Raw genomic sequence first — 13,006 nt, forward strand, 5'->3', positions numbered from 1 at the left:
GGTTACTCGGCGATCTGCAACTTGCGCGACTCGGTATAGATGTAGCGCACCTTTTCATACTCAAACGGCGAGTTCATCTGACCGTAGCGGAAGCTGGTCTGGTAGCGCTTGTCGACGGCGCGCAAAGCCCAGATTTCCGGGTGGTTTTCGCTGACCTTGGAGACGTTGAGGAAGTTGATCTCGGTCTCGGCGCCGTAGTCGACGATCAGGCCGGTAGTGTCACGCAGGTTCGAGGGGCCGAAGATCGGCAGCACCAGGTAGGCGCCGCCAGGGACGCCGTAGAAGCCCAGGGTCTGGCCGAAGTCTTCGCTCTGGCGCGGCAGGCCCATGGCGGTGGCCGGGTCCCACAGGCCGGCGATGCCGATGGTGGTGTTGAGAAGCAGGCGCCCGGTGGTTTCCAGGGAGCGGTGGCCCTTGAGTTGCAACAGGCTGTTCACCAGGTTGGGCACATCGCCCAGGTTGTTGAAGAAGTTGCTCACACCGGTACGCAGGAAGCTGGGAGTGACGTAGGTGTAGCCGTTGACCACCGGCAGGAACACCCATTGGTCGAAGCGGTAGTTGAAGTGGTACACGCGGCGGTTCCACGACTCCAGCGGGTCATAGACGTTAAGTGCCGTCAGTGATGAACGCTCGAATTCACGCTGGTCCAGGCCCGGGTTGAACTTGAGTTTGGTCAGCGGTTCCTTGAAACCGTCGGCGCCGACTTTGACCGGCTCGTGGGCCTTGCTGTTGTCGGCATTGGCCACGCCTGCGCACATCAAGGCGGCAAGCAGCAGAAGATATTTAGCCACGGAAGAACTCCAGCATGGCGTCGGCGTTGACGCGGTAATTGAGGTTGCCGCAGTGGCCGCCCAACGGGTAGACGGTCAAGCGATCGCCGAAGGTTTTACGCAGGAAACCCAGGTCGCCAGGGCCGAGGATCAAGTCGTCGGCGTTGTGCATCACGGCAATTTTCGGGCTGTCGTGCAGGTAGTCCTTGAGGGCATACAGGCTGACCTGATCGATCAGTTGCAGCAGGCTGCCGCCGTCGGAGCGCGCGCGCCACATCGGGATCACTTGTTCGGTGAGGTAGCAGTCGAAGTCGCATTGCAGCGCACGCTTGAGGAACGGCGTGAGGCTGGTGCCTTCGGTGATCGGGTATTTCGGCGGGATGATCAGGCCGCGACGGTTGATCAGGTCCGAGGTGAAGGCAATGTCGGCCGCCGAGAAGCGGAACGAGGTGCCGATCAGCATCGCCATCTGTTCGTTGGTCAAGTGCTGCTTGGACTGCTGGAAGTCGTAGAGCAGGGCATCGTTGAGGTCGATGTAGCCTTTTTGCTGGAAGTAACGGGTCAGCTTGCTCAGCACCAGCTCATAAAACGTGGTGGTGTTGTTGATGCCCTTGACCTCGGTCTGTACCAGCTTGTCGAGGTTGGTGATCGAGGTGTAGAGGTTGACCGGCGGGTTGAGCAGCAGCACTTTCTTGAAGTTGAAGCTGCGGCGGGTCTCGTCGAGCTTGCTCACAAATGCCGCGTCCAAAGCGCCCAGGCTGTAGCCGGAGAGGTAGTAGTCGGTCACCGGCAGCGTGGAGTTCTGCGCGCGCACCGCCTGCATCACGCGGTACATGTCTTCGGCGTCTTCCTGGGTAATGCCGGGAGTGGCGAAGCGCGAAGCCGCGGCGATGAAGTCGAAGCTGGTGGGCGAGGACAACTGGACCACGTGGTAGCCAGCTTTGTAATAGAGCTTTTTGAGGTATTCGTTGATGCTGCTGTCATACCGCGCACCGGTGCCGGAAATCAGGAAAATCAGCGGTGCGGCGTGGTCTTGCTTGGCGATGCGGTAGGTGAGTTTCTTCACCGCCCAGAAGTTGTCCGGCAGGCTGAACTGGCGCTCAGGGCGCATGGTCAGGCTGTAGTCGGACTGGTTGATCTCGTCGTCGCTCGGCAATTGCGGGCGCAGACTCGGCGGAGTGGTGGCGATAGTCGCTTCGAACGGGTTGGTCAAAGGGTAGCCATAGCTGGCTGGGTCGATATCGACGGCCAGTGCTGACGCACTCAAAAATAGGCTGCCCAGCAAGGCAGCGCAGCGCAAGGAACGGAGCATGACTTAATCCCTAAGAGGAAACGTGCTGAATGAAGTTCGCAGGCTATGACCACCGCGTTGCCACCGAAGTGCCAGCCCTCGGCACTAAAAGTCGGAAAAAACCACGGAATCGGGGTAATAGTAGCCAGAAGATACACGTTGCCATGCATTGATGAACACTAATTGTGTGTATGCGCCTTGCTAACGGCTGCCGGCGCATTAAGCTGAGCGCCGTTTTTGCCTATCGGAGTACCCCATGTCCCGTCGTTTGCCACTGATCCTGCTGCTTATTGCCCTGCCGTTATGGTTGGCCGCCAGTTATGGCGCCCGTTACGGGTTTATGGAAGACGGCCAGTGGGTGGGGGTCTGCGTTGACGAGGCCAGCCGCTGGGAATGCCAGTTGCGCTCGAACCTGGGGCTGATGATTCACTTCAAGGTATTGGGCTGGGCCGCATTGGTCACGTCGGTGCTGGCGTTTTTTGTGCCGGGGCGAGCGGGCTGGGGTTTGGCGGTGTTGGGGATGGTGTTCGGGTTGCCGGCACTGGCGTTGTATAACACCACGTTTGCGGTGTTTGCGGTGGTGATTGCGGGGTTGCGGTTGGTCAGGAAGCCTCGGGGCGTCTGATAGAGCCTCATCGCAGCGGTGCGACGATTCGACAAGCCAGTTCCCACATTAGATTGGGTGCATCCAATGGAATTCGGTCGAATGTGGGAGCTGGCTTGCCTGCGATAGCATTTTTAAGCTTTGCGCACCCGCAAGCAACGCCACAACGCTACAACCATCAACACGCTGACCACCGCCCAACCCCACGCCTGCTGGTTCAGCAAGCCTTCGCGATACAGCTGCGGCGCAATGCCGGCGCCAATAATGAAGGCCAGCAGCGCAATCTCCCGACGCGGGCCGGTGACCGGGCGAACCAGGTAAACCAGTGCCGGCAATACCAGTGCCGCACTTGGGAAGCTGCGATAGCGCGGGTCAAACACCAGCGCCAGCATCATCACTGCACCGGCGAACCCGGCAATTGCCACCAGCCAACCTGCGCGTTGCTCCAGCCAAGTGAAGGCGCGTTCCCGCCAAGCTTCCCGAGCGCTTAAAGCCAGCGCGGCATGGGCCAGTACCAACAGGTTCAACACCACCAGTAAGCCCGCCCACACCCATTCATCGTTGAAACGTGCTGTGACACGGGTCAGCTCGGCCCAGGTGCCAATGGAGCAGGCGGCCACTACGCCGAGTAATGGCAGCATGAATGCGGCACGCGCGCTGCGCACCCGGCCGCCCAGTGCCAGAGTGCCCAGCAGAATCAGGCCGCCGATGCCCAGCCACAGCGGCCAATACGGCACGTTACTCACCGGCCCGGCAAGGATACCCTTGTCCTGGCGGTCGGCGTCAAACAAGCCCCAGTAACCACCGACTGCACCTTCGCTGGCGCGTTTCCACGGCTGGTCAAACGCTTCGATCAGGTTGTAGCGCCAGCCATTGGCCTCGGCCATGGCCACAAAACCACGCATGAACTTGGCCTCGTTGACCCGGCTCGGCACCGCGGTTTCGCGCTGGCGGCCTTCGCTGGGCCAGCCGGTCTCGCCGATCAGCACATCTTTAGGGGCGAATTTGTTGCCAAAGGTCTGGCGCACATCCCCAACATGCTTGAGGGCCTGGTCGATGCCCGACGGGTCATCTTCCCAGTAGGGCAGCAGGTGAATGGTCAGGAAATCCACCGCCGGGGCGATTTCCGGGTGTTGCAGCCAGAACTCCCACACATCGGCATAAGTGACCGGCTGCTTGATCTGGCTTTTGACCTGATGGATCAGCGTCACCAACTGCCTGGCGGTGACTTCCTTGCGCAGCAGGGCCTCGTTACCGACGATCACCGAAGTGACCACATCGGGGTTGGCATTGGCAGCAGCAATCAATTCTTTGATTTCTTTTTCGGTTGCCACCGGGTCACTGCTGACCCAAGCGCCGGCCATCACCTTCAAACCATGCTTGCGCGCCATGCCAGGCAGGGCTTCCAGGCCGGTCATGGAATAAGTGCGGATGCATTCAAAACGGGTGGCCAGCAGCGCCAGGTCGGCGTCCATGCGCTCAGGGCGCAGTTTGAACGGCTGGTCGAACGGCGACTGGTCCTTGTCGAACGGCGTGTAGGACGCGCATTGCATCTTGTGGCTGGCACTGGCCACATCCGGCAACACCACCGGTCGGCCAAGGCCGTACCAATAGCCGACGAGGGCAAGCACGCCGAGGATCAAGGCGCAGAAATAGGGCAGGGCAGGAAAGCGGGCAGTCGCGGGCATGGTCAGCTTATCTGGGGGAGCAAAGGCGCGCATCTTACCCGGATTTGGCCCGTCCCAGTGGGGCTGCATAATTTAGACATGCAAAGTTCGGGCGGGAAATTGACGCCAAGTCCTAGGAACTGTCCTGCTGGCGATGTGATGTCGTTTCTTGCTTACCCGAGGTCGCTGACAGAGCAGGTCCAAGGCCCCGGCAGGTTGATGATCGAAGTGTCAGCACTCCACTGGCGGCGCACCACCGTGATCGACGCGCGTGAAGGGGGCGCGATGCACCCTATAACAACAGGTTGACGTCGCTCGGCATCCGCCGAGCGCAGCACTTTCGGGGAAGTATTATGAAGATGCGACGACTCTTGGGCGCAGCTGCCACTCTGGTAGTTGCGATGGGCTCCACACTGGCCAGCGCCGACAGCAAAACCCTGAGCATCGGCTATGTAGATGGTTGGTCCGACAGCGTTGCCACGACCCATGTGGCAGCCGAGGTGATCAGGGAAAAACTCGGTTACGACGTGAAACTGCAAGCGGTCGCTACCGGGATCATGTGGCAGGGCGTAGCTACCGGCAAACTCGACGCCATGCTCTCCGCCTGGCTGCCCGTGACTCACGGTGAATACTGGACCAAGAACAAGGACAAGGTGGTCGACTACGGCCCCAACTTCAAGGATGCCAAAATTGGCCTGATCGTGCCGGAGTACGTTAAAGCCAAGTCCATCGAAGACCTCAAGACCGACACCACCTTCAAGAACAAGATCGTCGGCATCGACGCCGGTTCAGGCGTGATGCTCAAGACCGACGAAGCCATCAAGGCCTATGGCCTGGACTACAAACTGCAAGCCAGTTCGGGCGCTGCGATGATCGCCGAGCTGACCCGTGCCGAAGACAAGCAGGAATCCATTGCGGTGACCGGCTGGGTGCCACACTGGATGTTCGCCAAGTGGAAACTGCGCTTTCTGGACGACCCAAAAGGGATTTATGGTGCTGCTGAGACCGTCAACAGCATCGGCAGCAAGGGCCTGGAGAAGAAAGCGCCGGAAGTCGCCGCTTTCCTGAAGAAATTCCAGTGGGCCTCCAAGGACGAAATCGGCGAAGTGATGCTGGCAATTCAAGAGGGCGCCAAGCCTGATGCCGCGGCCAAGGATTGGGTCGCCAAGCACCCTGAACGTGTCGCGGAGTGGACCGCAAAATAAAGCACTAACCCTTGTGGGAGCGGGCTTGCCCGCGATGGCGGCGTATAAGTCACAGATGTTTTGACTGATACACCGCCATCGCGGGCAAGCCCGCTCCCACATTAGCCTCGCACGCCCGTAAACCCTCGCTACACTCCCTCTACTACTAAGGTCGTCTGGAACCTGTTCCGCAGCCGCATACAGTGGATATGTTCCAAAATAATAAAAAGCTGTGCTGCGAGGATAAAAACAATGAACGACAGCATTTACCTCTCGATTCAAAACAGCCCGCGTTTCAAGGAGCTGGTCAGAAAAAGGGAAAGGTTCGCCTGGATACTCTCGGCGATCATGCTAGGGCTTTACTCCGCTTTCATCCTGTTGATTGCCTACGGGCCACAAATACTGGGGGCCAAACTCAGCCCCGGCTCATCCATCACCTGGGGCATCCCCATCGGGGTCGGCCTGATTGTCTCGGCCTTTGTCCTCACCGGCATCTATGTACGACGCGCCAACGGCGAATTCGACGACCTGAACAATGCGATTCTCAAGGAGGCTGCGCAATGATCCGTCGTCTATTGGCTGTACTTGGCGCTTCGGTCTTTGCGCCCGCCGTTTGGGCGGCGGATGCATTGACCGGTGAAGTGCACAAACAACCGCTGAACGTTGCAGCGATCCTGATGTTCGTGGTCTTCGTCGGCGCGACGTTGTGCATCACCTACTGGGCGTCCAAACGCAACAAGTCGGCGGCCGACTACTATGCGGCCGGCGGCAAGATCACCGGTTTCCAGAACGGCCTGGCGATTGCCGGCGACTACATGTCGGCGGCGTCCTTCCTGGGGATTTCCGCGCTGGTGTTCACCTCCGGCTACGATGGCCTGATCTACTCGATCGGCTTCCTGGTGGGCTGGCCGATCATTCTGTTCCTGATCGCCGAGCGCCTGCGTAACCTGGGCAAGTACACCTTTGCCGACGTGGCGTCCTATCGCCTGGGGCAAACCCAGATCCGCAGTCTGTCGGCCTGTGGCTCGCTGGTGGTGGTGGCGTTCTACCTGATCGCGCAAATGGTAGGGGCGGGCAAGCTGATTCAGCTGCTGTTCGGTCTGGACTACCACGTAGCGGTGATCCTCGTGGGTATCCTGATGTGCATGTATGTGCTGTTTGGCGGCATGCTGGCAACCACTTGGGTGCAAATCATCAAGGCGGTGCTGTTGCTGTCCGGTGCTTCGTTCATGGCGTTGATGGTGATGAAGCACGTCAACTTCGACTTCAACATGCTGTTTTCCGAGGCGATCAAGGTTCACCCTAAAGGTGAGGCGATCATGAGTCCCGGCGGCTTGGTGAAAGATCCGATTTCGGCATTCTCGCTGGGCCTGGCGCTGATGTTCGGTACGGCCGGCCTGCCGCACATCCTGATGCGCTTCTTCACCGTAAGCGACGCCAAGGAAGCACGTAAGAGCGTGCTGTATGCCACCGGTTTCATCGGCTACTTCTATATCCTGACGTTTATCATCGGCTTTGGCGCGATCCTGCTGGTGAGCACCAACCCGGCGTTCAAGGATGCTGCAGGTGCCTTGCTCGGCGGTAACAACATGGCGGCGGTGCACCTGGCCAACGCGGTGGGTGGCAGCATTTTCCTCGGCTTCATCTCGGCCGTGGCGTTTGCCACCATCCTGGCAGTGGTTGCCGGTTTGACCCTGGCCGGTGCTTCGGCGGTGTCCCATGACCTGTACGCCAGTGTGATCAAGAAGGGCAAGGCCAACGAGAAAGATGAGATTCGCGTGTCGAAGATCACCACCGTGGCGTTGGGCGTGTTGGCGATCGGCCTGGGTATCCTGTTCGAAAGCCAGAACATCGCGTTCATGGTCGGCCTGGCGTTCTCGATTGCTGCCAGCTGTAACTTCCCGGTGCTGCTGCTTTCCATGTACTGGAAAAACCTCACCACCCGTGGCGCCATGATTGGCGGCTGGCTGGGCTTGATCAGTGCCGTCGGCCTGATGATCCTTGGCCCGACCATCTGGGTGTCGATCCTGCACCATGAAAAAGCGATCTTCCCTTACGAGTACCCGGCGCTGTTCTCGATGATCATTGCGTTCGTCGGCATCTGGTTCTTCTCCATCACTGACAAGTCGGCGGCGGCAGAAAAAGAGCGTGCGCTGTACTTCCCGCAGTTTGTGCGTTCGCAGACTGGCTTGGGGGCAAGCGGAGCGGTTAATCACTAATATTTGTAACGGTTACAAAAAAATGCCCCGGTCGTGAGATCGGGGCATTTTTTTGCTTTTATTGGTAACGGATTTCACAAAACAGTTTCTCAACGCTTGCATCAATAAAGTGCCTCTACGCCGATCGTTCCCATGCTCTGCGTGGGAATACAGCCATGGACGCTCTGCGTCCCGGTTGGCGCTGGCCTCCGGTCTTGCGCTCAATTCCTGCACAAATAAAAACGGCCTCCTTGTGAAAGGAGGCCGTTTTTAAGACCAAATAGTTAGATGCTTACTTGCGATCTTCCAGTTTGGTGATATCACGCGACTCGTAGCCGGTGTACAGCTGGCGCGGACGGCCAATCTTGTACGGGCTGGAGAGCATTTCTTTCCAGTGCGAGATCCAGCCGACAGTACGTGCCAAGGCGAAGATCACGGTGAACATGCTGGTTGGAATGCCGATCGCCTTGAGGATGATCCCCGAGTAGAAGTCGACGTTCGGGTACAGCGAGCGTTCGATGAAGTAAGGGTCGGTCAGGGCGATCTCTTCCAGGCGCATGGCCAGTTCGAGTTGCGGATCGTTCTTGATGCCCAGCTCCTTCAACACTTCGTCGCAGGTCTGTTTCATCACGGTGGCACGCGGGTCACGGTTCTTGTAGACGCGGTGACCGAAGCCCATCAGTTTGAACGGATCTTCCTTGTCCTTGGCCTTGGCGATGAACTTGTCGATGTTGGACACATCGCCGATTTCATCGAGCATGGTCAGCACGGCTTCGTTCGCACCGCCGTGGGCAGGGCCCCACAATGCGGCAATGCCGGCGGCGATACAGGCGAACGGGTTGGCACCCGAAGAACCCGCCAGACGTACGGTGGAGGTGGAGGCGTTTTGCTCGTGGTCGGCGTGGAGGATGAAAATCTTGTCCATCGCCTTGGCCAGCACCGGGCTGATCGGTTTGATCTCGCACGGGGTGTTGAACATCATGTGCAGGAAGTTTTCCGCGTACGTCAGGTCGTTGCGCGGGTACATCATGGGTTGACCCATGGAGTACTTGTAAACCATTGCGGCCAGGGTTGGCATCTTGGCAACCAGGCGGATCGCGGAAATTTCGCGATGCTGCGGGTTATTGATGTCCAGGGAGTCGTGATAGAAGGCCGACAGGGCGCCGACTACACCGCACATGACGGCCATCGGGTGGGCGTCGCGACGGAAGCCGTTGAAGAAGGTCTTCAACTGCTCGTGAACCATGGTGTGGTTCTTCACGGTGCTGACGAACTGGGCTTTCTGCTCAGCTGTTGGCAATTCGCCATTTAGCAGCAGGTAGCAGGTTTCCAGGTAGTCCGACTGTTCAGCAAGCTGTTCGATCGGGTAGCCGCGGTGCAGCAAAATACCATTGTCACCATCGATATAGGTGATCTTCGACTCGCAAGAGGCGGTCGACATGAAGCCTGGGTCGAATGTGAAACGGCCCGTGGCCGTCAGGCCCCGTACGTCGATAACATCGGGACCAACGGTGCCGGTTAAAATGGGCAGCTCGACGGGGGCTGCGCCCTCGATGATCAACTGCGCTTTTTTGTCAGCCATGTGGCCTCCTATTTATGCTTCAAATCATCAGACAGACCCCCCACGCAGGGCCCGCACCACTATATTGATATAAATCCAGATGTCAATTTGCCTAAAGTCTTGCTCCAGAAGGCTTTAACCATACTTTTTCGTCGAAATTGACTGCCATTTACGCCTTTTATACCGCCAGCGCAATCCGCTATTAGGGTGAGGAGTGCGCGTTGTCATTAGTAACCTAACTGTCTATACTCGGCCACCGACCGCCAAGGGCTTTTGGGCTTGCTTTCATTGGGGGTCGCACTCCCTGGGTGGTGCTTACCTGACCAGTGCACTCCCCAACAACTTTGCCCTGATTGTTAGGGGCTCTTCAGTGTGAAAAAAAGCCGTGAATAGCCAACGACCTGTAAACCTAGACCTAAGGACCATCAAACTCCCCATCACCGGCGTTACGTCGTTCCTGCACCGTGTTTCCGGCATCATCCTGTTCCTGGGCTTGGGCATCATGCTTTATGCATTGAGCAAATCCCTGGGTTCCGAGGAAGGATACGCCGAGGTGAAGGCATGCTTGACCAGCCCGCTGGCCAAGTTCGTAGCATGGGGCCTCCTGTCCGCTCTGCTGTATCACCTGGTAGCCGGTGTGCGCCACTTGATCATGGATGCGGGTATCGGTGAGACGCTGGAAGGCGGCCGCCTGGGCTCGAAAATCATCATCGCCATTTCCGTGGTGCTGATCGTTCTGGCAGGAGTTTGGATATGGTAACCAGCGTTACGAACCTTTCGCGTTCGGGCCTCTATGACTGGATGGCACAGCGTGTGTCTGCGGTCGTTCTCGCGGCTTATTTCATTTTCCTGATCGGATACCTCGTCGCAAACCCGGGCATCGGCTATGAGCAATGGCATGGCCTGTTTTCCCACAATGCGATGCGAATCTTCAGTCTGCTGGCCCTTGTAGCCCTGGGCGCTCACGCCTGGGTCGGCATGTGGACCATCGCGACCGACTACCTGACGCCGATGGCGCTGGGCAAGTCCGCGACTGCAGTACGTTTTCTCTTCCAGGCAGTCTGCGGCGTTGCGATGTTCGCGTACTTCGTCTGGGGTGTGCAGATTCTTTGGGGTATCTGATTCATGGCTAACATTCCAACTATTTCCTTCGACGCCATCATTATTGGTGGCGGCGGTGCCGGCATGCGCGCAGCGCTGCAGCTGGCTCAGGGCGGTCACAAGACTGCCGTGATCACCAAGGTGTTCCCGACCCGTTCCCACACTGTGTCGGCCCAGGGTGGCATCACCTGCGCCATCGCCTCCGCCGACCCGAACGATGACTGGCGCTGGCACATGTACGATACCGTCAAGGGTTCCGACTACATCGGTGACCAGGACGCTATCGAGTACATGTGTCAGGAAGGCCCGGCCGCCGTGTTCGAGCTGGACCACATGGGTCTGCCGTTCTCGCGTACCGAGCAAGGTCGTATCTACCAGCGTCCATTCGGCGGCCAGTCGAAGGATTACGGTAAAGGCGGGCAGGCTGCCCGTACGTGCGCCGCTTCCGACCGTACCGGTCACGCGCTGTTGCATACCCTTTATCAGGGCAACCTGAAAGCCGGTACCACGTTCCTGAACGAGTACTACGCCGTTGACCTGGTGAAGAACGCCGACGGCGCCTTCGTCGGTGTGATCGCCATCTGCATCGAAACCGGTGAAACCACCTACATCCGTGCCAAGGCTACTGTGCTGGCAACCGGCGGTGCAGGTCGTATCTACGCGTCGACCACCAATGCCCTGATCAACACCGGTGACGGCGTCGGCATGGCCCTGCGTGCTGGCGTGCCGGTACAAGACATTGAAATGTGGCAGTTCCACCCGACCGGCATCGCCGGCGCCGGTGTACTGGTTACAGAAGGTTGCCGTGGTGAAGGTGGTTACCTGATCAACAAGCACGGCGAGCGTTTCATGGAGCGTTATGCTCCGAACGCCAAAGACCTTGCAGGTCGTGACGTTGTGGCCCGTTCGATGGTTAAGGAAATCATCGCCGGTAACGGCTGTGGCCCGAACGGCGACCACGTACTGCTGAAACTCGATCACCTCGGTGAAGAAGTCCTGCACAGCCGCCTGCCAGGTATCTGCGAATTGTCCAAGACTTTTGCGCACGTTGACCCGGTAGTTGCTCCGGTTCCGGTTGTTCCGACTTGCCACTATATGATGGGCGGCGTGCCGACCAACATTCATGGCCAGGCGATCACCCAGAACGCCGAAGGCGTGGACGAGATCATCCACGGTCTGTTCGCCGTAGGCGAAGTGGCTTGCGTATCGGTACACGGTGCCAACCGTCTGGGCGGCAACTCGCTGCTCGACCTGGTGGTATTCGGTCGTGCTGCCGGCCTGCACCTGGAAAAAGCCCTGACCGACGGCATCGAATACGATGACGCCACCGACGCCAACATCGAGGCCGCCCTGGCGCGCCTGAACGCTCTGAACGAGCGTACCGATGGCGAAGACGTGGCTACCCTGCGTCGCGAGCTGCAAAGCTGCATGCAGAACTACTTCGGTGTATTCCGTACCGGCGAATACATGCAGAAGGGTATTGCCCAGCTGGCCGACCTGCGCACGCGCATCGCCAACGTCAAGATCAACGATAAGAGCCAGGCGTTCAACACGGCTCGTATCGAAGCCCTTGAGCTGCAAAACCTGCTGGAAGTGGCCGAAGCCACTGCGATCGCCGCCGAGGTTCGTAAAGAATCCCGTGGTGCCCACGCCCGTGAAGACTTTGAAGATCGCGACGACGAAAACTGGTTGTGCCACACCCTGTACTTCCCGGGTGACAAGCGCGTGACCAAGCGTGCCGTGAACTTCTCGCCGAAGACGGTGCCGACGTTTGAACCGAAGATTCGGACTTACTAAGGGTGGCTGCCATGTTGAAAGTCAGTGTTTACCGCTACAACCCTGATCAGGACGCCGCGCCGTTCATGCAGGAATTTCAGGTCGATACCGGTGGTAAAGACCTGATGGTGCTGGATGTACTGGCACTGATCAAAGAGCAGGACGAAGGTTTCTCCTATCGTCGCTCTTGCCGTGAGGGCGTTTGTGGCTCCGACGGCATGAACATCAACGGCAAAAACGGCCTGGCGTGCATCACGCCGCTGTCGGCTGTTGTTAAAGGTAACAAGCTGATCGTTCGTCCTCTGCCAGGTTTGCCGGTTATCCGTGACCTGGTGGTCGATATGAGCATCTTCTACAAGCAATACGAGAAAGTTAAGCCGTTCCTGCAGAACGACACGCCGGCTCCGGCCATCGAACGTCTGCAGTCCCCTGAAGAGCGTGAAAAGCTCGACGGTCTGTACGAGTGCATCCTGTGCGCTTGCTGCTCGACCTCGTGCCCGTCCTTCTGGTGGAACCCGGACAAGTTCCTGGGTCCAGCTGCCCTGCTGCAAGCGTACCGCTTCCTGGCAGACAGCCGTGACACCAAGACGTCCGAGCGTCTGGCTTCACTGGATGACCCGTTCAGCGTATTCCGCTGCCGCGGGATCATGAACTGCGTCAACGTATGTCCCAAAGGCCTGAACCCGACTAAGGCCATTGGTCACATCCGTAACATGCTGCTGCAAAGCGGCGTGTAAGCGACGTTGTAGCAAAGCAGGACCGTTGTGCCCGTAAATGCTACGGCGCAGGCTTCAACCGGCGCCGTAGTTTTAACTTGAGCAGCGACTTACAAAGCCGCAGCTCTTATTTTGAAG

General features: G+C 58.5%; 12 protein-coding genes. 8 read left to right on the plus strand and 4 right to left on the minus strand.

Annotated features, from left to right (window positions below):
• Window positions 1-2: 2 nt before the first annotated feature.
• Window positions 3-791 carry an MlaA family lipoprotein gene (locus GIW28_RS07860; RefSeq protein ID WP_017136246.1) on the minus strand — a complete coding sequence of 263 codons (789 nt, stop codon included), beginning with the start codon at window positions 789-791 and terminating at the stop codon, window positions 3-5.
• Window positions 784-2,082: a serine/threonine protein kinase gene (locus GIW28_RS07865; RefSeq protein ID WP_236458952.1), complete on the minus strand. Its 1,299-nt coding sequence runs from the start codon at window positions 2,080-2,082 to the stop codon at window positions 784-786. The genes GIW28_RS07860 and GIW28_RS07865 overlap by 8 nt, the downstream gene beginning before the upstream one ends.
• 235 nt (window positions 2,083-2,317) lie before the next feature.
• Between GIW28_RS07865 and GIW28_RS07870 the strand changes: the two genes are divergently transcribed.
• Window positions 2,318-2,686, plus strand: a complete 369-nt coding sequence (locus GIW28_RS07870) for a hypothetical protein (RefSeq protein WP_099549028.1) — start codon at window positions 2,318-2,320, stop codon at window positions 2,684-2,686.
• Window positions 2,687-2,799: 113 nt separating this feature from the next.
• Here GIW28_RS07870 and GIW28_RS07875 read toward each other — a convergent pair whose 3' ends face one another.
• Window positions 2,800-4,353 carry a glycoside hydrolase family 17 protein gene (locus GIW28_RS07875; protein WP_236447700.1) on the minus strand — a complete coding sequence of 518 codons (1,554 nt, stop codon included), beginning with the start codon at window positions 4,351-4,353 and terminating at the stop codon, window positions 2,800-2,802.
• Between the two features lie 332 nt (window positions 4,354-4,685).
• Between GIW28_RS07875 and GIW28_RS07880 the strand changes: the two genes are divergently transcribed.
• From GIW28_RS07880 to GIW28_RS07890, 3 genes are all read left to right on the plus strand, one after another.
• On the plus strand, window positions 4,686-5,537 hold the full coding sequence (locus tag GIW28_RS07880) for a glycine betaine ABC transporter substrate-binding protein (protein ID WP_017136250.1): 852 nt from the start codon (window positions 4,686-4,688) through the stop codon (window positions 5,535-5,537).
• 231 nt (window positions 5,538-5,768) lie between these two features.
• Window positions 5,769-6,080 carry a DUF485 domain-containing protein gene (locus GIW28_RS07885; protein ID WP_017134441.1) on the plus strand — a complete coding sequence of 104 codons (312 nt, stop codon included), beginning with the start codon at window positions 5,769-5,771 and terminating at the stop codon, window positions 6,078-6,080.
• Window positions 6,077-7,735, plus strand: coding sequence for a cation acetate symporter (locus tag GIW28_RS07890; protein ID WP_017134442.1), 1,659 nt, complete (start codon window positions 6,077-6,079; stop codon window positions 7,733-7,735). The genes GIW28_RS07885 and GIW28_RS07890 overlap by 4 nt, the downstream gene beginning before the upstream one ends.
• Before the next feature lie 271 nt (window positions 7,736-8,006).
• On the opposite strand, the gene gltA is transcribed toward GIW28_RS07890, so the two are convergent.
• Complete coding sequence (gene gltA, locus GIW28_RS07895; RefSeq protein WP_017134443.1) at window positions 8,007-9,296, minus strand: citrate synthase; 1,290 nt, start codon at window positions 9,294-9,296, stop codon at window positions 8,007-8,009.
• 364 nt (window positions 9,297-9,660) lie between these two features.
• On the opposite strand from gltA, the gene sdhC reads away from it, so the two are divergent.
• The 4 genes from sdhC to GIW28_RS07915 are packed head-to-tail and all read left to right on the plus strand — an operon-like array spanning window position 9,661 to window position 12,889.
• Complete coding sequence (gene sdhC, locus GIW28_RS07900) at window positions 9,661-10,035, plus strand: succinate dehydrogenase, cytochrome b556 subunit (protein WP_016979564.1); 375 nt, start codon at window positions 9,661-9,663, stop codon at window positions 10,033-10,035.
• The gene (gene sdhD, locus GIW28_RS07905; protein WP_003172805.1) at window positions 10,029-10,397 is read left to right on the plus strand and encodes a succinate dehydrogenase, hydrophobic membrane anchor protein; all 369 of its coding nucleotides are present in this window, start codon (window positions 10,029-10,031) and stop codon (window positions 10,395-10,397) included. The genes sdhC and sdhD overlap by 7 nt, the downstream gene beginning before the upstream one ends.
• Before the next feature lie 3 nt (window positions 10,398-10,400).
• The gene (sdhA, locus tag GIW28_RS07910) at window positions 10,401-12,173 is read left to right on the plus strand and encodes a succinate dehydrogenase flavoprotein subunit (protein WP_017134444.1); all 1,773 of its coding nucleotides are present in this window, start codon (window positions 10,401-10,403) and stop codon (window positions 12,171-12,173) included.
• Between the two features lie 11 nt (window positions 12,174-12,184).
• On the plus strand, window positions 12,185-12,889 hold the full coding sequence (locus GIW28_RS07915; protein ID WP_003172807.1) for a succinate dehydrogenase iron-sulfur subunit: 705 nt from the start codon (window positions 12,185-12,187) through the stop codon (window positions 12,887-12,889).
• Window positions 12,890-13,006: the final 117 nt, after the last annotated feature.

The sequence above is a fragment of the Pseudomonas sp. PA-5-4B genome, assembly GCF_021606215.1.
GTDB classification, from domain to species: Bacteria; Pseudomonadota; Gammaproteobacteria; order Pseudomonadales; family Pseudomonadaceae; genus Aquipseudomonas; species Aquipseudomonas edaphica.